At 66.4% G+C, this 24,168-nt stretch carries 22 protein-coding genes; 8 read left to right on the forward strand and 14 right to left on the reverse strand.

Annotated features, from left to right (window positions below; translation table 11 throughout):
- Positions 1-43: 43 nt before the first annotated feature.
- From cfa to SMAL_RS13540, 3 genes are read right to left on the reverse strand one after another with little or no spacing between them, the layout of a single operon-like run.
- Positions 44-1,159 (reverse strand): cyclopropane fatty acyl phospholipid synthase, encoded by a 1,116-nt coding sequence (gene cfa, locus SMAL_RS13530; protein WP_012511599.1) that lies wholly within the window; start codon positions 1,157-1,159, stop codon positions 44-46.
- A gap of 19 nt (positions 1,160-1,178) precedes the next feature.
- Positions 1,179-2,060, reverse strand: coding sequence for a DUF3298 and DUF4163 domain-containing protein (locus SMAL_RS13535; RefSeq protein ID WP_012511600.1), 882 nt, complete (start codon positions 2,058-2,060; stop codon positions 1,179-1,181).
- Between the two features lie 37 nt (positions 2,061-2,097).
- Positions 2,098-2,400, reverse strand: a complete 303-nt coding sequence (locus SMAL_RS13540) for a GNAT family N-acetyltransferase (protein WP_006377679.1) — start codon at positions 2,398-2,400, stop codon at positions 2,098-2,100.
- A 209-nt stretch (positions 2,401-2,609) separates the two neighbouring features.
- Between SMAL_RS13540 and SMAL_RS21125 the strand changes: the two genes are divergently transcribed.
- The gene (locus tag SMAL_RS21125; protein ID WP_012511601.1) at positions 2,610-2,771 is read left to right on the forward strand and encodes a hypothetical protein; all 162 of its coding nucleotides are present in this window, start codon (positions 2,610-2,612) and stop codon (positions 2,769-2,771) included.
- 55 nt (positions 2,772-2,826) lie between these two features.
- Here the strand turns inward: SMAL_RS21125 and SMAL_RS13550 are convergent, their stop codons facing one another.
- Both SMAL_RS13550 and SMAL_RS13555 read right to left on the reverse strand, forming a co-directional pair.
- Positions 2,827-3,453, reverse strand: coding sequence for a rhomboid family intramembrane serine protease (locus tag SMAL_RS13550; RefSeq protein WP_012511602.1), 627 nt, complete (start codon positions 3,451-3,453; stop codon positions 2,827-2,829).
- A gap of 7 nt (positions 3,454-3,460) precedes the next feature.
- Complete coding sequence (locus SMAL_RS13555; protein WP_012511603.1) at positions 3,461-5,026, reverse strand: POT-type proton-dependent oligopeptide transporter; 1,566 nt, start codon at positions 5,024-5,026, stop codon at positions 3,461-3,463.
- Between the two features lie 162 nt (positions 5,027-5,188).
- Between SMAL_RS13555 and SMAL_RS13560 the strand changes: the two genes are divergently transcribed.
- The gene (locus SMAL_RS13560; protein ID WP_012511604.1) at positions 5,189-6,025 is read left to right on the forward strand and encodes an endonuclease/exonuclease/phosphatase family protein; all 837 of its coding nucleotides are present in this window, start codon (positions 5,189-5,191) and stop codon (positions 6,023-6,025) included.
- Between the two features lie 164 nt (positions 6,026-6,189).
- On the opposite strand, the gene SMAL_RS13565 is transcribed toward SMAL_RS13560, so the two are convergent.
- Positions 6,190-6,801 (reverse strand): superoxide dismutase, encoded by a 612-nt coding sequence (locus tag SMAL_RS13565; protein WP_012511605.1) that lies wholly within the window; start codon positions 6,799-6,801, stop codon positions 6,190-6,192.
- A gap of 219 nt (positions 6,802-7,020) precedes the next feature.
- Between SMAL_RS13565 and SMAL_RS13570 the strand changes: the two genes are divergently transcribed.
- Positions 7,021-7,470 carry a guanyl-specific ribonuclease gene (locus SMAL_RS13570; RefSeq protein WP_006377728.1) on the forward strand — a complete coding sequence of 150 codons (450 nt, stop codon included), beginning with the start codon at positions 7,021-7,023 and terminating at the stop codon, positions 7,468-7,470.
- Positions 7,470-7,883: a barstar family protein gene (locus SMAL_RS13575; protein WP_012511606.1), complete on the forward strand. Its 414-nt coding sequence runs from the start codon at positions 7,470-7,472 to the stop codon at positions 7,881-7,883. The genes SMAL_RS13570 and SMAL_RS13575 overlap by 1 nt, the downstream gene beginning before the upstream one ends.
- A gap of 143 nt (positions 7,884-8,026) precedes the next feature.
- Here SMAL_RS13575 and SMAL_RS13580 read toward each other — a convergent pair whose 3' ends face one another.
- Positions 8,027-9,793 (reverse strand): hypothetical protein, encoded by a 1,767-nt coding sequence (locus tag SMAL_RS13580; protein WP_012511607.1) that lies wholly within the window; start codon positions 9,791-9,793, stop codon positions 8,027-8,029.
- Between the two features lie 10 nt (positions 9,794-9,803).
- Entirely contained in the window at positions 9,804-10,403 is a 600-nt protein-coding gene (locus tag SMAL_RS13585; protein WP_006377738.1) for an NfuA family Fe-S biogenesis protein, read from the reverse strand.
- 90 nt (positions 10,404-10,493) lie between these two features.
- On the opposite strand from SMAL_RS13585, the gene SMAL_RS13590 reads away from it, so the two are divergent.
- From SMAL_RS13590 to zupT, 3 genes are all read left to right on the forward strand, one after another.
- Positions 10,494-10,844 carry a 4a-hydroxytetrahydrobiopterin dehydratase gene (locus SMAL_RS13590; RefSeq protein ID WP_006377739.1) on the forward strand — a complete coding sequence of 117 codons (351 nt, stop codon included), beginning with the start codon at positions 10,494-10,496 and terminating at the stop codon, positions 10,842-10,844.
- A complete protein-coding gene (locus SMAL_RS13595; protein WP_012511608.1) occupies positions 10,841-11,257 on the forward strand; it encodes an energy transducer TonB in 417 nt (138 codons plus the stop codon). Before SMAL_RS13590 ends, SMAL_RS13595 begins: the two co-directional genes overlap by 4 nt.
- Before the next feature lie 97 nt (positions 11,258-11,354).
- Positions 11,355-12,164, forward strand: a complete 810-nt coding sequence (zupT, locus tag SMAL_RS13600) for a zinc transporter ZupT (protein ID WP_006377819.1) — start codon at positions 11,355-11,357, stop codon at positions 12,162-12,164.
- Positions 12,165-12,255: 91 nt separating this feature from the next.
- Here the strand turns inward: zupT and SMAL_RS13605 are convergent, their stop codons facing one another.
- On the reverse strand, positions 12,256-13,230 hold the full coding sequence (locus SMAL_RS13605) for an RluA family pseudouridine synthase (RefSeq protein ID WP_012511609.1): 975 nt from the start codon (positions 13,228-13,230) through the stop codon (positions 12,256-12,258).
- A gap of 407 nt (positions 13,231-13,637) precedes the next feature.
- Between SMAL_RS13605 and rne the strand changes: the two genes are divergently transcribed.
- Positions 13,638-16,913, forward strand: coding sequence for a ribonuclease E (gene rne / locus SMAL_RS13610; protein ID WP_012511610.1), 3,276 nt, complete (start codon positions 13,638-13,640; stop codon positions 16,911-16,913).
- Positions 16,914-17,055: 142 nt separating this feature from the next.
- Here rne and SMAL_RS13615 read toward each other — a convergent pair whose 3' ends face one another.
- From SMAL_RS13615 to SMAL_RS13635, 5 genes are read right to left on the reverse strand one after another with little or no spacing between them, the layout of a single operon-like run.
- Complete coding sequence (locus tag SMAL_RS13615) at positions 17,056-17,949, reverse strand: endonuclease/exonuclease/phosphatase family protein (protein WP_006378058.1); 894 nt, start codon at positions 17,947-17,949, stop codon at positions 17,056-17,058.
- 2 nt (positions 17,950-17,951) lie between these two features.
- Complete coding sequence (locus tag SMAL_RS13620; RefSeq protein WP_012511611.1) at positions 17,952-21,119, reverse strand: discoidin domain-containing protein; 3,168 nt, start codon at positions 21,117-21,119, stop codon at positions 17,952-17,954.
- On the reverse strand, positions 21,116-21,952 hold the full coding sequence (locus tag SMAL_RS13625) for a carbohydrate ABC transporter permease (RefSeq protein ID WP_006378064.1): 837 nt from the start codon (positions 21,950-21,952) through the stop codon (positions 21,116-21,118). The genes SMAL_RS13620 and SMAL_RS13625 overlap by 4 nt, the downstream gene beginning before the upstream one ends.
- Positions 21,949-22,830 carry a carbohydrate ABC transporter permease gene (locus tag SMAL_RS13630; protein WP_012511612.1) on the reverse strand — a complete coding sequence of 294 codons (882 nt, stop codon included), beginning with the start codon at positions 22,828-22,830 and terminating at the stop codon, positions 21,949-21,951. The genes SMAL_RS13625 and SMAL_RS13630 overlap by 4 nt, the downstream gene beginning before the upstream one ends.
- On the reverse strand, positions 22,827-24,167 hold the full coding sequence (locus SMAL_RS13635; RefSeq protein ID WP_012511613.1) for a sugar ABC transporter substrate-binding protein: 1,341 nt from the start codon (positions 24,165-24,167) through the stop codon (positions 22,827-22,829). The genes SMAL_RS13630 and SMAL_RS13635 overlap by 4 nt, the downstream gene beginning before the upstream one ends.
- Between the last annotated feature and the right edge of the window lies 1 nt (position 24,168).

Here is a 24,168-nt window from a genome sequence, read left to right on the forward strand (position 1 = left end):
TTTTTTGTTGGGGCATCCACGCATGGCGTGGATCTACTGGCTGTCAACGCGGCGCCACGTACCCACCCGGCACGCCCTCCGGCGACAGCACCAGCTGCCACAGCTGCGCGTGCCGGCAACGGAAGGTGGCCATCGACCCGGCCAGGTAGAAGCGCCACATGCGGCGGAAATGCTCGTCGTAACGTTCGTCCAGCCGCGGCCACGCTGCTTCCACGTTCCGCCGCCAGGCCTGCAGGGTCAGGTCGTAGTCGGTGCCGAAGTTGTGCCAGTCCTCCAGCACGAAACGGCCTTCGAACGCCTTTGTGATCTGCACCGCCGATGGCAGCATCGAGTTGGGGAAGATGTATCGCGCGATCCAAGGATCGGTGCGATGCCGCGAAATGTTGGTGCCGATGCTGTGCAACAGCAGCAGGCCGCGTGACGACAGGCAGCGCCTGGCCACCTCGAAGAAGCTGGCGTAGTTCTTGTCGCCGACGTGTTCGAACATGCCGATCGAGAAAATCGCATCGAACGGCTCGTCCAGTTCACGGTAGTCCTGCAGGCGGATCTCGATCGGCAGGCCGGCGCATAGTTCGCGCGCGAACTCGGCCTGTTCCTGCGAAATGGTCACGCCGACACCGCTGACGCCGTAGCGCTCGGCGGCAAACTTCAGCGCTTCGCCCCAGCCGCAACCGATATCCAGCACACGCTGGCCCGGGCGCAGGCCCAGCTTGCGGCAGACCAGGTCGAGCTTGGCTTCCTGCGCAGCGTCGAGATCGCCGGCATTGCGCCAGTAGCCACAGCTATAGACCAGGCGCTGGCCCAGCATGGCCTGGTAGAGATCATTGCCGAGGTCGTAGTGGCGGCGGCCCACCTCGTAGCTGCCCTGTCCCACCTGCAGGTTGAACAGGCGCGCTTTCAGTGCATCGGCCACTTCGCGCCAACCGTGCACCCGTTCGTCCAGGTGCGCCTGCATCAGGTGGACAAGGAAGTCGTCCAGGACGTTGGCATCCCACCAACCGTCCATGTAGCTCTCGCCGAGGCCAAGCGAGCCGTGCGCCATGACCCGCGCGAAGAAGCGCGGGTCATGCACCTGGATATCCTGTGGCTGGGTACCGCCGATGCGGACCCCGGCTTCCTGCAGCAGGCCGGCAACCCGCTCCTGCAACCCTGTATCCACGCCACCTCCTCGACTGCGGTCAACCGCGTGCGAACAGCTCCACGTAGTCCTTGGCCACGTGCGGCAACAGCACCGCCGCCGGTACATCGGCGGTCTGGGTGCCGTCCGAGTATGGACCCACCTGGTACGGCGGGAAAACAAAGCGCAGCGCGGTGATCTGCCCCTTGTCGTCGGTGAGCGGCTGGAACTGGCTGAAATTGTCGGCCTGCGGGCCGGTGCCGTCGGCAATCATGCGCGATGCGTTGCGCAGCGATTCCTGCAGCTGGGCCGGGTCCATGTCCTCACCACTGAGGCGGGTCGCCACGCGTTCGCGCAGCTGGTCGGCGACGAAGTCACTGATCGCCTTCCAGCCCTTGGCATCGGCCACCAGCTTTTCGGCGCTGAGCATCTGCTGGTGCTGCGGCAGCCACACGAAGCGCGCCACCAGCGGCTCACCGTGGGCGCCACCGGTATAACGGCTGCCATCGGCACTGACCACCACCAGCTGCGGGGTTTCCAGCAGCTTCTCGAAGCTCAGCGACAGCTCGTAGGGCATGGTCGGCTTGTCGTTGCCCAGCCCGTCCAGCGCCTGCTGCAGATCGCTGCGTGCATTGGTGGCGTAGCCTTGCAGCGCGCGCGCCAGGCCCGGGTAACGGTCGATGCCGGCCGGATAGCTGATGCCCACCACTTCGCGCTCGTTGTTCTCGATCACATCGCGCAGGTCCAGCGGCGCTTCCGCAGCCGGCGTTTCACCTGCCGCAGTGGCCTCGGCGGCAGGCGCCGCGTCGGTCGCCGCTGCCGGCTCGCTTTCACGCTGGCAACCGGCCAGCAACAGCACGCCCACCACGCCGGCCAGCACGCTGCCGTGCAGTGGCCGGTTGTTTCCAATCTTCATCGGGATCCCCTGTTCATGTTTGTACATCATCGCCTGCCATGGCTGAAGCGTGACCCGCTGGCGTTCAGCCAACGAGCAGGTCGTGATACTCCTCGTGCCGCTGCAGGAAGGCCTCGGCGTACGAACACGCCGGCACTACCTTGTACTTCTGTTCGCGGGCGAAACGCAGCGCGACGCGGGTCAACTCACCGGCAATGCCACGGCCGGCGATCGGCTCGGGGACTTCGGTGTGGGTGATGACCATGCGCCTGCGCTTGATCTGGTAGTCGAGCACCGCCAGCTGTCCTCGCACGCGGGCGGTGAAGCGGTGGCTGGCCAGATCATGTTCGACCTCGTAGGCCAGACCGGGGGGCGTGACCGAAGCCATGGAGCTGTCTCCTGCGACGACTGCGTGGATGGTGCGCAGCCGGGCGCCATGATCGCGTGAAGCCTGAACAGGGGCAAGTCCGATCCATTCACGTCAGTTCCCGACCCTCAAGCTGGAGGGCGGGCGGCCGCTATCGCATGTGGAGGGGTACGGCCAGGCTGGCACGACCCTTGCGACCGTTGACCATGCGCACCACCGTGGAGGCTCCCATGCACCCCAGCGATACCCATTCCGATACCGACCGTGCCCTGCTGGAGGGCCTGCTGCAACTGGCGGTGGAAGGGCAGACCGAAGACCAGGATTTCCAGCGCATCGGCGAGGAGGTATTCGCTCGCCTGCAGGACACCTACGGCCAGCAGACCCGCGCCTGAACAGGAGCGGGGGCCAACCCGGGGCCGGATCCAGCGGACCCGACCCCAGCCACCTTCAACCGCCGCCGAGGCGGAAGGTCGGGTTGGAAAGTTCGCGCAGGAAGTGAGTGAAGATGCTCGGCTGCATGGCCAGCATGAAGATCACGCCGAATGCCGCGCCGGCCAGGTGCGCACTGTGGTTGATGCGGTCGCCGCCACGCTTGTCCATCCAGATGCTGTAGCCGACGTAGAACGCGGCATACACGATGGCCGGTGCCGGGATGAAGAACACCAGGATGATCGACCACGGCTTGATCAGGATGAAGGCGAACAACACCGCCGACACCGCACCCGACGCACCCAGGCTCAGGTAGTTCGGGTTCTTCTGGTTCTTCAGGTAGCTGGGCAGGATCGAAACCACCAGCGCACCGATGTAGAACGCCGGGTAGGTCAGGTAGCTGCCGGTCAGCTGCACCATCACGCTCTCGATGAAGCCCCCGAAGAAGAACAGGGTGATCATGTTGAAGATCAGGTGCGACCAGTCGGCATGGATGAAGCCATAGGTCACCAGGCGGTCGTACTGGCGGTGGCGGTCCACTGCCGGCGGCCACAGGATCAGGCGGTCGGCCAGCTTGCGGTTGTTGAACGCCATCCACGACAGGATGGCGGTGACGGCGATCAACAGCAGATTGACGGGGGTCATGTCAGGCTCAGGCGCTACGGTAGTTGTCGACCATACGATAGCGTTTCGCGTACCAACCGAAAGCCAACGCCGCGATGAAAGCGAAACCGGCGAAGAAGAACATCAGGAACGCCGCCTCGCTCAGCCCGGTTCCGGCAATCTGGTGGGTCACCGTGTCGTTGCGCACCGCGGCGTTGGACAGAAGTACCCACAGGTTGCCGATGGTGGTGGTCAGGTTCCAGAAGCTCATTACCACGCCCTTCATGGCCTGCGGCGCCTGGCTGTAGGCAAACTCCAGGCCGGTGGCCGAGACCAGCACCTCACCGAAGGTCAGCAGCGCATACGGCAGCATCTGCCAGAAGATCGACATCGCATTGCCGCCATCCATCACCACCTGGATGCCACCCACCACGATCCAGGCCAGGCCGCTGAAGGCGATACCGGCGGTCATGCGGCGCAGCGCGGTCGGTTCGAAACCGAAGCGGCGCAGGGCCGGGTACAGCACCAGGTTGTTGAATGGAATCAGGATCATCACCAGCAGCGGGTTCAGCGCCTGCATCTGCGAGGCGGTGAACCAGCTCGGCATCTGCATCTGCTGGCCCTGCAGGACCCAGGTCGAGGCCTTCTGGTCGAACAGCGAGAAGAACGGCGTGGTCAGCGCGAAGATCACCAGCACGCGCAGCACCGAACGCACGCCTTCCACGGCTTCGGCCGGATGCTGGCCGCGGGCGCGGTCCAGCTGCAGCCAGGTGCCGCCACCGATGCCAGCGAGGATGGCGACCAGCGCCAGGCACAGGCAGATCACGATGCCGAGCGAACCGACCAGGCCGAACGAGGCTGCCGCCAGTACCAGGCCGAGCACGGCGATCACCAGGCCCGGACGGCCCTGGCCGGCGACGCGCGCGGTCAGGGCGGTACGCACCACGTTGGCGAACGAATGCGGGTCCTTCGGCGGCAGCGGCACCAGCACGTAGCGCTTGCGGCCCAGCCAGAACACGAAGGTGGCGATGAACATCAGGATGCCCGGGATGCCGAACGCCCACTGCGGGCCCCAGTTCTTCAGCACCAGCGGGATCAGCAGCGAGGCAAACAGCGAGCCGAAGTTGATGATCCAGTAGAAGGCGTCGAAAACGATCTTGGCCAGGTGCTTGTTGCTCTGGTCGAACTGGTCGCCCATGAACGAGGCCACCAGCGGCTTGATGCCGCCGGCACCGAGCGCGATCAGGCCCAGGCCGAGGAAGAAGCCTTCGCGGCTGTTCTCGAACAACGCCAGGCACAGGTGACCGGCGCAGTAGACCAGGCTGAACCAGAGGATGGTGTGGTACTTGCCGAAGAACTTGTCAGCCAGCCAGCCACCGAGCAGCGGGAAGAAATACACGCCGATCATGAAGCTGTGCATGATGTCCTTGGCTTCACCGGCACGGCCTTCCGCAGTGATTTCCTGCAGCAGCAGCGAGGTGATCAGGAACTGCACCAGGATGTTGCGCATCCCATAGAAACTGAACCGCTCGCAGGCCTCATTGCCGATGATGTACGGGATCTGGCGCGGCATCTTTCCCTGGCCGGCGATGGGGGCAACTGCGTCGTGGCTCATCCTGTAAGGCATTCCTGCAAAGCGAAAGGCGCAAGATTACCGGAACCCGGGCTTGCGAAGCACGCTGCAGGGCTGCATGACAACGGTGCCAATCCGTGGCAGACACAACATCCCCTGCCGGAAGTCACGGAACCTGCACGACAAAAGCGTAAACTTATCGTTATGCGCCCCCCCGCCCTCGCCCGCCTCCTGCTCGCTTGCCTTGCGCTGCTGCTGGCGTGGCAGGCCCAGGCGCGACCACAGGCGCCGGGTGCCGCCACCGGCGAAAGCGGGCCACGGCAGTTGACCGTGGCCGCGCTGGAACTGCCCAGCCGCGACGATGCACAGTGGAAGCTGCGCCGTGAGCAGGTCGCCCAGCTCTTGACCGAGCTGCAGCCGGACGTGATCTCGGTGCAGCAGGTGCTGCAGCAGCAGGGCCGCAATCCGGCCTGCTGGCTGGCCAGCCGGCTCCGCTACAGCTGCGACTTCGTCACCGCCGATCCGCCCAGCCAGCCGCTGCGGCATGGCAACGCGATGCTGACCCGGCTGCCGGTCAGCGAGGACGGCGTGACCCTGCTGCACCCGCCCGGCACGTTCAGCGCGGCTGGCATGATGCGGCTGAAGCTGGGCGCGTCGCTGCTCAACGTCTACGTGGCGCGCCTGCGCCCGGACCCGGACGAGGCCATCGCCCGCCAGCACCAGACCAGCGACCTGATGACCTGGATCAGCGCCACCGCCGAGGGCATGCCCAGCCTGATCGCTGGCGACTTCTCGGCCAACACGGTGGAACTGGTGCGCAGCACGCCCGGCTTCCAGCCGGCCCGGCGCAATCCCGGCGCACCGGCGGCCAGTGGCGGCGGCGCAAGTGGCCATGGCCTGGACGTGCTGTTCCAGGTCAAGCACTTCGGCGGCATCCGCCAGCAGCCGATCCTGTTGCCGGCCGACGGCGACCTGCCCGGCCTGCGCCTGGGCGTGATGGCGACCCTGCGCCTGCAGGGGGATACGGCCACGACGGAATGACCGTGACGCTGCGCTCGCCGGGTATGCCCTGCGCTACCCGGCAAGCGGCGCACAACGGTAGCGCCGGGCCATGCCCGGCGAGCGCAGCGGTAAACACATAAAAAGGCCGGGGTCTCCCCCGGCCTTCTGTTGAAGCCGCCGGGCATGGCCCGGCGCTACCGTTCTCAGGCAATCGCTTCCTGGTAACGGCGCTCGACTTCGTTCCAGTCGATGACGTTGAAGAACGCGCCGATGTATTCCGGACGACGGTTCTGGTACTTCAGGTAGTACGCGTGTTCCCACACGTCCAGGCCAAGGATGGGGGTGTTGCCTTCCATCAGCGGGCTGTCCTGGTTGCCGGTGCTCTCAACCACGACCTTCTTGTCCGGAGTCACGCTCAGCCAGGCCCAGCCGCTGCCGAAACGGGTCAGCGCCGCCTTGGTGAAGGCGTCCTTGAACTTGTCGAAGCCGCCCAGGTCCTTGTCGATGGCCTTGGCCACGTCGCCCACCGGGTTGCCGCCAGCATTCGGAGCCATCACGGTCCAGAACAGCGAGTGGTTGGCATGGCCGCCACCGTTGTTGCGCACCGGACCCTGCAGGTTCTCCGGCAGCGACTTCAGCTTCCTCACCAGTTCTTCGACCGGCAGGTCAGCGTACTCGGTGCCTTCCAGCGCCGCGTTGACGTTGTTGATGTAGGTCTGGTGATGCTTGGTGTGATGGATTTCCATCGTCGCCGCATCGATATGCGGTTCCAGCGCGTCGTAGGCGTAGGACAGCTTGGGCAGGGTATAGGCCATGATGCATCTCCTGATTGCGAGGGCACCCGACGGTGTCGGGCGTTGCGCGGTGAATGATGGGGACAGAGCGCCAGATTACCAAGGGGGATGTAAAGGAAATTGCGTCCTGCCGGTGAGCATGACGGCAATTGTTACGCAGCGGTGACGCATCGCCTTCCTCATGCACCGTGCAGCGCACAGGCGCTACAGTGCGTGCACCACCCTCGCCCGCCACTGCCCATGCGCAACCCCCGGCTGCTGATCACCGCCATCGCCCTGCTCGTGCTCGGCCTGGTCGTCAACCATTTCATGCAGCGGCCTCCGGCGCCGCAGTTCGCACCGGACCTGCAGAGTGCGCCTGCGGCACGTGCAACGGCTGCACGAAGCAGCAATGACAACGGCCTGCCGGCCTTCCTGCCCGCCGAGGCACGCCAGACCATCGCCCTGATCCAGCGCGGCGGCCCGTTCCCGCATCGCCAGGACGGCAGCACCTTCGGCAACCGCGAACAGCAACTGCCGCAGCGCCCGCGCGGCTACTACCGCGAATACACTGTTGACACCCCCGGTGCGCGTACCCGCGGCACGCGCCGCATCGTCACCGGTGGCGATCCGCCGGAGGCGTGGTACTACACCGACGACCACTACGCATCGTTCCGCAGCTTCACCGTACCGGCCCCGGGAGCGCAGTAATGAGCCACGACGATTTCGGCCTCGGCCTGCATGACATCAACAATGCCGGCGTCTATGCCATCGACAGCGACGACATCAGCGCACTGGCTGCAGCGATGCGCGATGCCGGCCTGAAGGTGATCCGCATCGACCTGGATGGCGTGGCCGACAAGCGCACCCTGCTGGCCCGTCTGGCTGCGCAGCTGGATTTCCCGGCGGGATTCGGCGGCAACTGGGATGCGCTGTCGGACAATCTGCGCGACCTGCAGTGGCTGCCGGCCAACGGCTATGCGCTGTTCCTGGCCGATGTCGACGCATTCCGTGCGACCACGCAGAAGGATTTCGATACCCTGCTGGACGTGATGGACGAAGCCAGCCGCGACTGGGTCGGCCGTGACGTGCCGTTCTGGGTGTTCCTGTCGCAGAGCGCGTGAGGTCAATTCCCCGGTAGATGCCGACCTTGGTCGGCATGCGCTGATGCCCTGGTAGATGCCGACCTTGGTCGGCGTTTCTGTGCCAACCAGGGTTGGCACCTACCAAAGCGCGAGCCGGCCAGCGTGTGGGGCGCGGCCCCTTCCTAGCGACTGCCGTTATCTTCCTGCAGCTCTTTCTTGAACGGGATGTCCGGCGGCGGTCGCGCCACGGCCGGCTGGTCCTGCATGTTCGGGTTGGTCAGGCCGCAGCCGCCGCCCGCCTGCAGGATCGAGATCACGCAGGAGATCTTCGAATTCGTACCCGGCAATGGAATCTCCATCGCCTTGATGCCCTTGCGCACCCATTCGGCCAGCAGCGATTCCTGCGGCACCCAGTACTTGTCGAACGAAGTGGGCGTGTAGTCATAAGGTGGACGCTTCAACCACTTCCCGGACTCGGCGATGCGCTCCTTGCTCCAGCCATCGTTGGCGCCACCGGGCGCACCGCGCTCGGCACGACCCTCGCCCTCCTGGCCCGGCACGCGGACGCTGCCATCGGCATTGAACAGGCCACTGCCCTTGCCCGCGGTGCTGGCCTGGCGGGCGCCATTGTCGGCGCCGTCATGGTTGCGGCTTGACGCGCCCCAGTCATCACCCTTGGCGGGCGTGGCCCAGTTGCCCGGATTGGGCGCCGGGCGCGCTCCAGCCTGAGCCGGGGTCGTGCTGGATGCAGCAGGCCGCGCAGTACTGCTGCTCGCCTGCGTCGCGTTGCCATTGGCTGCCGGCGCGGGCGTTGCCGCGGGTGCATTCCCACTGGAAGACGATGGGGCTGCCGCCGGTGCCGAGGCTACTTCGCGCTCGCGCACCTTTACGTCACGACCCGCCGGCGCATGCATCGCCGGTTCACGACCGGCGACGGTTGCCATCCGCACCTGCGGATCGACCACCGCCTGCACTTCACGCTCGCGCACCTGCACGTCGCGCTGCGGCACGCGCACCTGCACGTCGGCCGTGCGCAGCGGCTGCGGCGCAACCGGCGCGTCGACCGCACTGACTTCGCGCTCCTGCACCTGGATCTCGCGCAACTGCGGCGACCGCACCGCAACCTCAGGCGCCTGCACCGGCGTGGACGTCGGCGGTGCCTGCACCGGCTGCACGCTGCGCTCGCGCACCGTGGGCGTGGTATCGCGCGGCACGATGCTGACCTCGGTGCGCGGCACGCTGACCGGTGGCACCACGAAATCGGTGCTGGCCTGGGCTACTTCGGTGGCCTGCACCGGCGACGGCGGCGGCGCGGCAACCGGTGCGGGTTCGGCTTCGGCCGGCGGCGGCGGCACGCTGGCTGTCGGTGCTGGAGCCGGTGCGGGCGCAGGCGATGACGCGGCCGCAGGACGCGGCTCAGGCGCAGTCGCTGTCCCTGCTTCCTGGCCGACGGCAACCTGGCCGGCCGGTGCCGCCGCAGCAGCTTGGGCACCCGGCTGATCGCCGCCGCCTTCCTGGCTCGCGCGACCCACGAACTCCACCTGCACACGCTCGCCTTCGGCACCCTCCTGCTCCGGCTCGCTGGTGCGGATCACGGCAACCCACAGCAACAGTACGAAGAACAGCAGGTGCAGCAGCGCACTGGCCAGTGCCGAGATCCAACGCATCCAGCGCTGGTCGCGCGGCGCCGCATCCCAGTCCTGCCAGAACAAGCGGCGCAGCGCCTGCCAGGGGGACAACGCAGGCAACCGGCCAGGCGGGCCAGGCAGCGGGCGCGGCAGCAGTACCGCAATGACATCGCGGGCGTGCAATGGTCGCGGCAGCGGGCCCAGCGAGCGCAGCCACAGCGCCCAGCCATACGGCAGGCGCGTGGTTTTTTCGAGGACGGCGCTTGGCTGCTGGCGCGCCAGCAGAACATCGATGAGTTGCTCGGCCCGGGTCAGAGGCACGCGTCAGCGATCAGGCGGCGTTGCCGCGAGGAATATACGGCGCGTGGCCACTGTCGTGGTCGGTCGCGTCACGCACAGCGGTGACGCCCGGCACGCGGCCCATCAGGGTCTTCTCGATACCCTGCTTGAGGGTCACATCGGCCATGCCACAGCCCTGGCAACCACCACCGAAGCGCAGCAGCACTACGCCTTCAGCCGAGACTTCCTGCACCGCTACCTTGCCGCCATGCGACGCCAGCTGCGGGTTGATTTCGTTTTCCACCACCCAGTGCACGCGCTCCACCAGCGAGGCGGCATCACCGGGCGCTTCGCCCTTGATGCGCGGTGCCTTGATGGTCAGCTGCTGGGCGCCCGCGGTACCGGCGACGATGTCGATCTCGGCACCGTCAAGCCAACCCACGCTGGCTGCATCGACGTAGAGGGTGAAGCCATCGCAGTCCACCGCCCACTCGTCACCAAGCAGGTCGCTCGGCTCGGCGAACTCCAGCCGGGCATCGGCGCGCGGGGTACCGGGATCGACCGCGCTCAGGCGCACGCCCATGCCGGGCGCGCCCTCGCGTTCGATCAGCTTGCGGAAATGGGTCTGGGCAGTGTCGGAGATCTGGATCATCAGGCTATTCTAGCCAAGTAAGCGTCAGCCGCTCATTCGGTTTATACACCGTCCGGCGCATTGTTCAGTCAACACGAGGTGGAGATTCCCATGGCCGACCTGATTCCGCTGGCCCAGGCCCGTTGCGTGCCGCGCAAAGGCAGCGACCACAAGCTCGGCGAAGCCCGCCTGGCCGAACTGTTGCCGCAGGTTCCCGGCTGGGAGCTGAGCGAGGGAGGCCAGGCGCTGCTGCGCACCTTCCGCTTCAAGAACTACTACGCCACCATGGCCTTCGTGAACGCGCTGGCCTGGATTGCCCACCACGAGGACCATCACCCGGACCTGGGCGTGCACTACGACCGCGCGGTCGTGCGCTTTTCCACCCACGACGTGGGCGGCCTGAGCGAAAACGACTTCATCTGCGCGGCCAAGACTTCGGCCCTGACGGAGCAACTGCCATGAACGTACGCCTGCTGAGCCTGTCCCTGATCGCTGCGACCGGCCTGGCCGGTTGTGGCGCGTCCGAACCGGCGGCCCCGCCACCGCCGCCGCCGACAGAAGTGGCTGCGGTTAAGACGCCGCCGCCGCAGTACCCGCTGGAACTGGCCTGCATGGGCGTGGGGGGTACCAGCACCTTCAAGGTGACCATCGGCACCGACGGCAAGCCCAGCGAGGTCGCCCTACTGACCGGCGCCGGCAACCCGCAGCTGGACGAACTGGCCAAGACCGCGGTACAGGGCTGGCAGTTCAACGCCGCCACCCGCAATGGCCAGCCGGTGCCCGCCACCATCCAGGTGCCGGTCAGCTTCAACCCGCCGCAGCCGAAGCCGGACCAGTGCTTCGCGGTCGAAGAACGCCTGCGCCGCGGCGGCTGATCGCCCGCACCCGACGAGGCCAGCCGACGCCCGCCTCGCCCTTGCCGCCCCGGCCCTGTCCGGGGCGGTTGTCTGTTGACCAGGATCGCGTCGGTACATGCTGCACATTCCCCCCGAAAATGTCTGGATCGCGCTGGCGGTCACCCTCGCGGCCGGCCTCGCCACCGCCATCGGCAGCCTGCTGGTGCTGTTCTCGCGCCGACCCAATCCGCGCCTGCTGGCGTTCGGCCTGGCCTTCGCCGGCGGCGCGATGGTCTATGTGTCGCTGTCGGAGATCCTCAACAAGTCCATTGCGTCGTTCGCGCTGGCCTATGGCGAGCGCACCGGCTTCACCTACGGCACCCTGGCCTTCCTGCTGGGCGTGATCGTGATCGTGCTGATCGACCACTTCATCCCCAACCCGCATGACAGCCTGGACAAACAGGACCCGGCGTTCCGCGAGAACAGCCGCGAGTACCTGAAGCGTGTCGCCCTGCTGACCTCGATCGCGATCACCGCGCACAATTTCCCGGAAGGACTGGCAACGTTCTTCGCGACGCTGGAGAGCCCGTCGGTGGGCATGCCGCTGGCCTTCGCCATCGCCATCCACAACATTCCCGAGGGCATCGCCATTGCGGTGCCGGTGTACTTCGCCACCCAGAACAAGTTCTACGCGTTCAGTGCCAGCCTTCTGTCCGGCCTGGCCGAACCGGTGGGTGCGGCGCTTGGCTACTGGCTGCTGTCCGGATCACTGTCGCACGCCACCTTCGGCTGGGTGTTCGGGCTGATCGCCGGCGTGATGGTATTCCTGGCGCTGGATGAGCTGCTGCCGGCGGCCAAGCGCTATGCCAAGGGCCACGAGACGGTGTACGGGCTGGTGGCAGGCATGGGCACGCTGGCGATCAGCCTGGTGCTGTTCAAGTGGTGAGCGGCCCCGCAAGCCGCATCCACGCATGGCGTGGATCTACCGGCCCCAGGTAGCGCCAGGCCATGCCTGACGGCAGTGACCGGCACCACCTTCAGCGAAGCCGGTCCAACGCCTCGACCAGCTCATCCGCCAGCGGCGCGTTCAGCACGTAAGGGGTCTTGCCCGCGTCCAGCGCGAACTCCAGCGAGGCTGCGTGCAGGAACAGGCGTTTCAGCCCGATCTGCTCACGAAGCCGCTTGTTCACTGCCGGATCGCCGTATTTATCGTCACCGGCCACCGGATGCCCCAGATGCTGGGCGTGCACGCGGATCTGGTGGGTGCGACCGGTTTCGATGCGCACCTCGCAGTACGAATGACCACCGCGACGCTCCAGCACGCGGAAGTGGCTGATCGATTCCTTGCCGATCGCATTGACCTGCACATGGCGCTCGCCGCCCTGGCGCAGGCCCACGTGCAGCGGCGCGTCGACCGTCATCACACCGTCGGGCATGCGCCCGGCCAGCAGGGTCAGGTAGCGCTTGCGGATACCGGCACCATGGTCTTCACGCAGCAGTGCCTGCAGCTCGCTCAGTGCCGAGCGCTTCTTGGCCACAATCAGCAGGCCCGAGGTGTCGCGATCCAACCGATGGACCAGCTCCAGGGTCTGCCCCGGGCGCAGGGCGCGCAGGGTCTCAATGGCGCCGAAGCTGATGCCGCTGCCGCCGTGGCTGGCCACACCGGTCGGCTTGTTCAGGGCCAGCAGGCGGGCATCCTCGAAGACGATGGCCTGCTCCAGGCGGCGCATGAACGCCTCCGGCGGACCGGCCTTGTCTCCTTCCTCACTGAGACGGACCGGCGGCACCCGCACCTCATCGCCCGCTTCCAGCTTGCGTTCGGCCTTGGCACGGCCGCCATTCACCCGTACCTGGCCGCTGCGCACCAGCTTGTAGACCAGGCTGCGTGGGGCGCCCTTCAGTTGGCCGAGCAGGAAATTGTCCAGGCGCTGGCCGGCACGGTCGGCGGGAACGGTGATCATGCGCACGGAAGGCTTGTCGCCAGCGGGCTTGGTAGGGTCTTGGGCGGTCATCAGGCTGTTTATTCTGTTACACTCGGGGGGCGATATAAGGGATTGATTTCGTTGGAAGTTACTCAGGGCCAGAAGCCCAGCTTCCGACGAATCCGGCACAGTGCGCGACCACCGCCCGCGGGGCGGCCATGTTAGCGGCTCACCGGCCTTCCCGGCCATCGCCGGATGTCTGACACACAACCGTGCTGAACATGTCCCGCGTGGCGCTCCAGCCTGGCTGACAGCTGCCTGCGGCCTGTAACACCCCAAAACCCATAAGAGTGAAGCGCTCCCGCGGCCTGCCGTGGTGTCGTAGCGCTGGAAACCCAAGCCGCCCTCCCCGCGCTTGCGCGAATGGGCGGCGAACCGTGTCCAGAGGCGAAACCCCATGGCGTTCCGCGCGGTAGCCGCTTGCGAGGAACGCAACAATGAAGCGAATGCTGATCAACGCCACGCAGGCTGAAGAGCTGCGTGTTGCCATCGTGGATGGCCAGTCGTTGTATGACATCGACATCGAACAGCCGTCGAAGGAACAGAAGAAGTCCAACATCTACAAGGGCCGGATCTTCCGCATCGAGCCCTCGCTGGAAGCAGCCTTCGTTGAATACGGTGGTGGCCGCCACGGCTTCCTGCCGCTGAAGGAAATCTCCCGCGACTACTTCCAGGCCGGTGTCGACCACAACAAGGCCGGCATCCGCGAGCTGCTGAGGGAAGGCCAGGAAATCGTCGTCCAGGTGGACAAGGAAGAGCGTGGCAACAAGGGCGCTGCCCTGACCACGTTCATCTCCCTGGCCGGCCGCTACATGGTGCTGATGCCGAACTCGCCCAGCGCGGGCGGTGTCTCCCGTCGCATCGAAGGCGAAGACCGGGCCGCCCTGAAGGACGCCCTGGACAAGCTGAACATCCCCGACGACATGGGCGTGATCATCCGCACCGCCGGCGTCGGCCGCGATGCCGAAGAGCTGCAGTGGGATCTGGATTACCTGCTGAACGTCTGGCGCGCCATCGCCGAAGCGGCGCTGAGCAAGCCGGCCCCGTTCCTGATCTACCAGGAATCGCGCCTGATCGTGCGCGCCCTCCGTGACTACCTGCGTGCCGACATCGGCGAGATCCTGGTGGACACCGAGGAGATGTACGAGCACGCCAAGGAGTTCATGCAGCAGGTGATGCCGCAGACCCTGCGCAAGCTCAAGCATTACAAGGACGACATCCCGCTGTTCAACCGCTTCCAGATCGAATCGCAGATCGAGGGCGCCTACGAGCGCAACGTACGCCTGCCGTCGGGTGGTTCGATCGTGGTCGACCAGACCGAAGCGCTGACCGCCGTCGACGTGAACTCCTCGCGCGCCACCAAGGGCAGCGACATCGAGGACACCGCCTTCCAGACCAACCTGGAAGCGGCCGAGGAAGTGGCCCGCCAGCTGCGCCTGCGCGACCTGGGTGGCCTGGTGGTCATCGATTTCATCGACATGGCCTCCAACAAGCACCAGCGTGAGGTCGAGAACCGCCTCGCCAACGCGCTGAAGTACGACCGTGCACGCGTGCAGGTCGGCCGCATCTCGCGCTTCGGCCTGCTGGAAATGAGCCGCCAGCGCCTGCGCCCGAGCCTGGGCGAGTCGAGCCAGATCGTCTGCCCGCGTTGCGACGGCCACGGCCGCATGCGCAGCGTCGAGTCGCTGTCGCTGTCGATCATCCGCGTCGCCGAAGAGCACGCGATGAAGGAGAACACCGGGCAGGTGCTGGTGCAGGCCCCGGTGGAGATCGCCAATTACCTGTTGAACGAGAAGCGCAGCGCTCTGCGCGAGATCGAGCAGCGCCATGAGGCGCCGATCGTGATCGTCGCCGATGAGCAGCTGCACACCCCGCACTACGCCGTCACCCGCCTGCGCGACAACGAGCTGGGTGAGGAAAGTGGCAGGCCGAGTTACCAGCGCGGCACCCCGCGCAAGCTGCCGGTGCACGCGCTGACCAAGGGCCAGCTGAACATCCCGCCGCCGATGGTGACCCAGGTCAAGCACAACTCCCCCGCCCCGGTGCGTGAGGAAGTTGAGCCGGCTGCAGCCCCGGCTCCGGCACCAGTGGCCGCGGTCGCTCCGGCCGCAGCCGCCAGTGGTGGCGTCGTCGGCTGGCTGAAGCGCATCTTTGGCGGCGAGCCGGCACCGGCGCCCGCACCGGCTCCGGCCGCACGCCAGCCGCAACAGGACGGTGGCCGCCGTGACCGCAACAAGGATCGCAACAAGGACCGCAAGGACCGTCGCGATGACAGCCGCGGCAACGGCAATGCGCAGCAGCAGAAGGACGGCGGCAACCGCAAGGACCGCGGTGAGCAGCGCAAGGACGGCCGCCAGGGTGGCAACGGCGCCAATCCTGGCACTGGCAATGCCCAGCAGCCGCAGCAGCAGGGCAAGCAGAAGGATCAGCAGAAGGACGGCCAGCAGCAGCCGCAGCAGAACAAGCCGCGCAACGAACCGCAGGCCCAGAACCCGCAGCAGCAGCCGAAGCTGAAGCAACCCCGACAGCCGCGTCCGCAGCAGGACGGCGACAAGCCGGCCGAAAAGCCGCAGCGCAATGCCGCCGAAGCCTCTACCGAAGTGGTCACCGCTGCCGCTGCAGTGACCGCGACGGCGGTCGTCGCCAATACCGTGACCGCGCAGGAAGCCACTGCACCGGTTGCGCCGGTTGCCGCTGCCGCACCGGTGGACGCCGCACCGGTGGTCGAGACCGCCATGGCCGCAGGCACCGAGGCTGAAGCCGCTGTCGTGACCGGTGAAGAGGCCACTGCCGAGGCCACGGGCGACCAGACTGGCGAAGGCGCGAGCCGTCGTCGTCGTGGCCGTCGTGGTGGCCGCCGTCGCCGCCGCGGTGGCGCCGAGAACGCGACCGGCAATGACGCCCTGGGCGACGACCAGGACGACGGTGACGAAGGCGATGACGCCGACGGCACCGAACCGAACGTGGGCAACACCAGCGAAGCCGCTCCGGTCGCCGTCAGCCAGCCGGTCCGTTCGCAGCCGGAGTTCGATTTCGACGACGAGGCCGAACCGGCCGCCGTCGAAGCAGAGAAGCCGGCCCGTGCCGCCGCAGCCGTCGTGGCCGCGCCGGTCGCGGTGGTAAGCAGCGCCGTGGTCGAAGCCGCCGTTCCGGCCGTCGCCGAGACCGCAGCCCCGGTTGAGACCATTGCCAAGTCCGAAACGGCGTCCTCGCCGGTGCAGACCAGCATGCTCGACGCCATCGACGCAGCGACCCCGGTACAGCCGGTCGCCGTTGCCGCCCCGGCGGCAGAAGTGAAGCCGGTCGTGGAAGACGTCGCTCCGGTGATCGAAGCGAAGCCGGTGGTGGTTGAAGCCGCTCCAGTGGTTGAGTCGAAGCCGGTGGTGGTTGAGGCGGCTCCGGTCGTGGAATCGAAGCCGGACGTTGTTGAAGCCGCCCCGGTGGCTGAAGCGAAGCCGGTCGCGGTTGAAGCTGCCCCGGCGGTTGAAGCGCCGCAGGTCGTCGAGACCGCGCCGATCGCTGAACAGCCGGTCGCTGCGGTAGTGGTGGAAGCCGCGCCGGTGGAAGCCGCTGCACCGGTCGCCGAGGCGGTGGTGACGCCGTCGATCGACCCGGTCGCCGATGGCCACGCCGATGCGGCCGCCCAGGCTGCTGAAGCCAAGACCGACGAAGAAGACGAAGAGGCTGCCAAGCGCACGCCGCCGGCAAACTGATCGATCTTTGATCGCGTGAAAACAAAACGGCGGGGATCGATGATCCCCGCCGTTTTTGTTTGTGCGTTGGGTAGAGGCCGACCCTGGTCGGCGCTGCTGGTTCGTGCCAACCAAGGTTGGCACCTACCGAAGTGTGTCTGCGTCAGGGGCTCGGTGCGAACTGCAGGCGGGTCCACACACCGTAGTGGTCCGAGGCCCAGCGGCCGCTGTCGTCGGGCTGGTCGAACAGGATCTTCGCCTCGCGCGCCACCATTTCATCCTGCTGGAAGAAGATGTGGTCGATCCGCGATGGCGCCTGGTAATAGTGGCGGTTGAGTGTACTGACCCCGGCCAGGTCGGTGTTGACATGCACGCTGCCGTAGCTGTCGCCATAGCGGCTGCGCAGTTCGCTCAGATCGCCGGCATCCACCAGCGCGTTGAAATCGCCTGCGATCACCACCGGTGCCGCAGCGGAAGTGGCCGTGATGAAGCGCAGCAGATCCTCCACCTGGGTGCGACGGATGCGTTGCCCGCTTTCATCGCTGCGCTCATTGAGATGGGTGGCATAGACGTTCACTGGCCTGCCATCGACGTCGATGCGCAGATGGGCGACGGTGCGGTAGTCATCCAGCGGCAGCAGCAGGTGATCGTTCCGGGCCAGCACCGGGCGCCGGGTCAGCAGCGCATTACCATAGCGCTTCGGGGCCCCGACCGGATCGGTGGAAACGAACAGATACGTGTAGCCGAGCTGGCTGGCCAACCACTGCGCCTGGTTGCGCAGGGTACGGCGCTGGATCACCTCCTGCAGGGCAATCGCATCGGGCTGCAGGCGCTTGAGTTCGGCAACGATGCTGCGCCGGCGGCTCGGCCAGTCCTCGCGATCATGATGCAGATTGAAGGTGACCATGCTCATGCTCATGCCCGGCGCATGGGCGGCATCGGCCTGCAACGTGTTTGCCGACGTTGCCGCCGCCATCGCGAGGCCAGACAATGCCAACGCGACGGCCAGCCCAAGGGCACGCACGACCGTGCGCGCCCTCGTCCCCTGTTGCTTCATTGTTACTGTCCCTTGCGTTCGGCGCGGCGTACCGCGCTTGGCACTTCAATCTCGACCCGTGCCGGCAACTGGTGCACGTGCAGTTCCTTGTTGACCCACTCGACCGTTTCGCCGTTGATGGTCGCCTCGCCCGGATCACCCGCGTATGGCCACGGCAGCACCACGCCGCCGACCGGCGGCACCAGGCCCGGTTGCACCTCCAGCACCAGCTGCTTGTCGCTGCGCTGCAGGCGATAGTTCAGCTGGCCCTGCGGCGTGCGCAGGCCCTGCACGGCAATGCCCTCGCCCTGCAGCCACGCGCTCGGCACGCCCGCGGCCAGCACCAGCGCGTCGTCCATGTCGCGGTGGTAAGCAAACATGTCCAGCGCCGAGCGCACGAAGTCCGAGGCCACCCAGGCATGCGGCAGGTCGCCGACGAAGAACGGCTTGCGCGGCGTACGCGAGACCACTTCGGCCCACTGGTTCCAGGCCTGCGGTGCGCGATCCTTGAAGAAGAACTCGGTGGCCTGCCAGGCACGGTCGCGCCAGCCCAGGCGCACGAACGCGGCCACGTTGCGCCACTCGTACGGGGTGTAGTCCTTCCACTCGCGCTTGCCGTCGCGACGGGCAACGAACTCGTTCCAGTAGCGTTCGAAGGTCGCCTCCAGCGCCTGCTGCGGCAACCTGCCCTGTTCGCCGCCCGGGGCCAGTGCGATGGTGGTCGACGTCGCGTCGAAGTCACCCAGCTCGGCCGAACCCGGGAGATAGTCGATGTTGTGCTGCTGCATCGCCGACAGCAGCGACGCCTGCAGGTCATCGCGGAACTGGTCGCGCGATTCGGCAATCTGCATCGCCTCAACCTTGCCCAGCTGGGTGGCCAGCTGCGCCGCATCCTTGTAGCCGCGCAGCGCCCAGAAGTTGTCCCAGTACGAGTGCATCGGCTTGGCCGAATAACCCTCGTGGCTGATCGACGCCGGCATCATCCCGTAGAAGGCAGGATTGCGCGCGCGGCTCTCCTCGGTGCGCTCGCTGGCGCGCAGCTGCTCCATGTAGCCGTAGGCGCCCTGCACATGCGGCCACATCAGCTCGGTGAAAGTACTGTCGCCGGTGTAGCGCCCGTACTCGGCGATGCTGTAGATCAGCTCGCCATGGCTGTCGTTCTCCGGCACCGGATCGCTGCCGCGTGCATCGACGCAGCACGGCACCTTGCCGTTCTCGAACTGGTAGGGCGCGTACCAATTGATGTAGTCGCGCACCGCATCGCTGCGGCCCATGCGCAGCAGGCCTTCGGAAATCATCGCGCCGTCTCGGATCCAGCTGCGCGCATATGACCGCGTGCCCGGCTGCAGGCGCGGGCCAACACGCGAGATCAGCATGTGCGCGACTGCAGTACGCAGGGTATCGACCAACGCCTGGCCGGCGGCCGGCACCTGCAGCGACACCACACCCAGCTTCTGTCGCCACTGTTCGGCCACCTGCGCCTGTGCCTTGGCCACGTCCAGGGCCTGCGGTGCCCAACCACCGGTCTGCGGCAGCACCACCGCCACTTCGCGGCTCTGGCCGGGCTCCAGCTTGATCGTGTACAGCAACGCTCCGGAGGCCATGCCGGTGCTGTCCTTCACCGTCGTGGTGGCCGGATACTTCCCCTCCGCCAGATGCATCGCATCCAGCTTGCCGTCGAAGGTGCTGGCGAAGCGTGCGTCCGGCACCTGCAGCGGATAGATGCGCGGCTCGCCATTGATCCGCACCAGCTGCTCGCCGACATCCAGCGCATCGATACGGCTGAAGCCACCGACGGTGTTGAGGAACTGTGTCGGCGGGTTGACCTGCCAGGGACGGATCGCCAGCGCCAGGGTGTACTCGTGCGCGACCTTGTCCGGGTTGCTGAGGCGATAGCGGCCGATCAGCTGCGCGCGCTCGGGAGTGCCCTGCACGAAGCTGGTCACCGCCAGGCCGGCCTTCTCATGCACCCAATCGACGTTGGCGATCGGCAGGTAGTGGTCCTGCAGCGATTGGGTGATGGCAACCTTGGACCAGTCCAGCAGCTTGCCATCGAGGCGGATGAACGGTTCGATGCTGAAGCTGCCCTTGGCCGGCTCCAGTGCGCCGTCCTCGCTGATCAGCGCCTGCTCCTGGCCACCATCGAGGCCCAGCAGGGTCCAGTACGGCTGCTCGCCCACGTAGGCACGCGGCAGCGACCCGCGCGGCAGGTCGGCGGCCACCGAAGACAGGAATGCGTTCGGGGTCGCGGCGAAGGCCAACGGCTTGAGCGCGATATCACGGATACCGTAACGCCAGTTCGGGCCATCCTGCAGGTCGAAGCGCACGTAGCGTGCATCGGTATCCGGCAGCGCCAGCCAATCACGGCCACCGGCACCACTGGTCACCTCACGCACGGTGCGCCAGTCACGGCCATCCTCGGACGTGCGCACGGTGTAGCGGCGGGCCTCCAGGCTCGGCAACCAGTCGATCACCGCGCCACCAATCTCGCGGCTTCTGTGCAGGTCCAGGCTGATGGTCTGCTGCTTGACCCCGCCACTGATCCAGAAGGTATCGCTCTTGCCGTCGATCATGCGGTCCTGCAGCGCCATCGCGGTATCGGCGATCACCGACGGCACCAGCGCTGACTCATCCTGCGGTGGCAGGCCCTGCAGGGTCAGTTTGTCGAAGCACACCGTGCCGCGCCCACCGACCTTGCTGTAGATGGTGAACTCGACCGCGGCGCTACGCGCCATCTCCTTTTCGGGCGACGGGCCCCAGGCCTTGTCGATCTGGCGGCGGCGGTACTCCACCGGCGTCCAGGCTTTGTTGAAGCTGTACCCCGGCCGGTTGACCCACCAGACGTTGTCGCCGCTGGCGTCGATCAGCTTGAACTGCAGGTCGTTGCCCGGCGAGTCACCGCGCAGCTGGAAGCCGAAGCGATAGTTGACCGGGTATTCGATGTTCAGCGCGCGACGGATGCCGACATAGCCGGAGACATCGTGGAAGTCATAGTCCAGGCACAGTGCGCGGCCACCACCGGCGCCGCTGACCGGTCGCAGCGATCCGCTGACCTGGTCGGACAGCACCAGCTTCCAAGCTGCGATGTCGTCGAAGTCGTCCAGCACCTTCGGTGCCGGCAGCGCCGGTGGTGCGGCGATCGCCAGGGAGGTCCACAACAGGCCCAGTCCAACGGCGATCGCTCGCTTCATCCTTTGACGCTCCCCAGCAACAGACCTTGGATGTAGTACCGCTGCAGCACCAGGAACAGCGCCAGCACCGGAACCACGGTGACCACCGCGCCGGCCATCATCATTTCCACGTCCATGATGTGCTCGCGCGAGAGGGTGGCCAGCGCCACCGGCAAAGTGTAGTGCTCCTGATCGGTCAACACGATCAACGGCCACATGAAATCGTTCCATGCGCCCATGAAGGTGAAGATGGCCAGGGTCACCAGCACCGGCTTGAGCATCGGCAGCACGATCTGGAAGAAGATGCGCAGCTCCCCTGCCCCATCTATGCGCGCCGCTTCCAGCAGTTCGTCCGGGATCGAACGCGCGTACTGGCGGACCAGGAAGATGCCGAACACGCTGGCCAGCGCCGGCACGATCACGCCGCCGAAGCTGTTGACCAGGCCCAGCTGCTTCATCAGCAGGAACAGCGGCAGCATCGCCACCTGTGCCGGGATCACCAGTGCGGCCATCAACACCTGGAACAGGCGTTCGCGGCCGACGAAGTTCAGCTTGGCGAACGCATAGCCGGCCATGGTGTTGAGCAGCAGCGAGCCGAGGGTGATGCCCACCGACACCAGCAGGCTGTTGGCGAAGTTGCCGCCCATGCCGGTGCGCGCAAACAACTCATGGTAGTTGCGCGTGGTGATGCTGGACGGCAGCAGCGGCGGCGGGAAATGGGTCGCCTCGCCCTGCGGCATGAACGAAACCGAGAGCATCCACAGCAGCGGCGCCAGGCTGACCAGGGCCAGCACCAGCAACGCACCGTTGATCAACCACGGGTACCAGCGCGACTGGCCGATTTCACGACTCATACCAACTGCCTCTTGCGGCCGAAACGCAGCATCACGGTGGTCACCGCCAGGATGATCAGGAACAACAGGAACGCCACTGCAGAGGCGCGTCCCAGGTTCCACCACTTGAAGCCTTCCTCGAACATGAAATACAGCACGCTGACGGTGCTCTGCAGCGGGTCGCCACGGGTCATCACGTAGGGTTCGGCGAACAGCTGGAAGTAGCCCGACACTGTAATCACGCCAACCACCAGCAGCACCGGGCCAAGCATCGGCAGGGTGATATGCAGGAACTGCTTCCAGCGCGAAGCGCCGTCGATGCGTGCGGCCTCGTACAGGTCATGCGGGATCGCCTGCAGGCCGGCCAGGAAGATCACCATGTTGTAGCCGAAGTTCTTCCACACCGCGAACAGCATGATGGTCGGCATCGCCCAGTTGGGATCACCCAGCCAATCGATCGGACTGATGCCCAGGTGGCCCAGGCCGTAGTTCACCAGACCGTAGCTGGTATGGAACAGGTAGCGCCAGATCACTGCCACCGCCACCAGCGTGGTCACCACCGGCGCGAACAGCGCGGTGCGGAACAGCGCCTTGAAGCGCGCGGCCGGTGCATTCAGCAGCATCGCCGCGCCCAGCGACACGCCGATCGACAACGGCACACCGATCAGCACGAAGTAGGTGGTGTTCCACAGCGACTTCCAGAACATCGGCGTCTGCAGAAGATCGACATAGTTGCCCAGGCCGACGAAGCGCAGGTTGTTGCTGTCGGCCAGTGCGTACAGGTCGAAATCGGTCACGCTCAGCGCCAGTGCAGAGGCCACCGGCAGGCCGAAGAACATGCCCAGCACGATCAACGAGGGGCCGGCGAAGACCCAGCCGGCCAGCGAAGTACGTTTCATTGCGCGCTCCCGGCGGCCACGGCGCTGCTCGAACGCGGCGACGGCGCACGTTGCTGCAGGCGTTGTTGTTCATGCATCCAGCGACGCTTGGCCAGCACCTTGTCCACGCGCTGGTCCAGTTCTTCCACGGCCTTGTCCTGCGGCAGCCCGCCGCGCACCACCTTCTCGGTGACGATGCGCATTTCCTGCACGATGCGCTCCCATTCAAGCACCTTCGGCGTCGGCTTGACCCGCTCCAGCTGGTCACGGAACGCAGCGGCCAGCGGATCGTTGGCCAGCGACGGCGCGTTCCAGGTACTGCGGCGCGGCGGCAGGTCGCCGATGATCGAATGGAAGCGCGCCTGGATTTCCGGTCGCGACAGGAACTCGATCAGCTTCCAGGAGGCTTCCTTCTGCTGCGACTTGCGGAAGATCACCAGGCTGGTGCCACCGGCGATGCCCGCGCCCGGGCCGTCCGGACCCGGCAGCGCGGCGGTGCCCCACTGCCCTTCCAGCTCCTTCGGCTGCAGCTTCTTGAACTCGCGGATATTCCAGGGGCCGGAAATGTAGAACACGTTGAAGCCACGGAAGAACTCGTCCCAGACGTTGGAGATCTGCGTCTCGGACATCTTCGGCGCCCAGCCCTGCTCGAACATGTTGGCGTAGAAGCCCAGTGTGCGACGGAAGCCGGGGCTGGAGAAATTGCCACGGGTGTCGTCGTCGCGCAGCAGCGGATCCGGCTGCTGCAGCGCCAGCGACAGTTGCTGCTCGAACTCGTTGATCGGCATCAGCACCGCATAGCGGTTCGGGCCCTGCATGCGCTTGATCGCCGCCATCTGCTCGTTCCACTCCTGCCAGGTGCGCGGCGGGTGGTCATAGCCGGCCTTGGCCAGCAGGTCCTTGCGGTAGTAGATCAGGCGGGTATCGACATACCACGGCACGCCGACCAGCTCGCCGTGGATCACGTTGGTATCCCAGATGCCCTGGAAGTAGTCCTTCGGGTCGACCACGGCCGAGCGCTGCACGAATGGCTGCAGCGGCGTCAGCGCGTCGAGTTCGGCGAACTCCGGCACCCAGGTGTTGCCGAGTTGGCACACGTCCGGCAGGCCGTCGGCGGCGAACGCGGTCAGCAGCTTCTCGTGCGCGGCCGTCCACGGGATGTTCTGCACATCCACCTTGATGCCAGGATTCTCGGCTTCAAACTCGTGGATCAGCTCGCTGACCACCTCGGCTTCGCGGCCCATTGCCCAGAAGCGCACGGTAGTGGTGCCCGGCTCGGTGCGGGCGCAGCCGGCCACGGCCAATACGGCCAGGGCAGGCAGCGCCCAGCGGCGCAGGCGGTCGATCCAGTTCGGCATC

The organism is Stenotrophomonas maltophilia R551-3 (assembly GCF_000020665.1).
Lineage (GTDB): Bacteria > Pseudomonadota > Gammaproteobacteria > Xanthomonadales > Xanthomonadaceae > Stenotrophomonas > Stenotrophomonas maltophilia_L.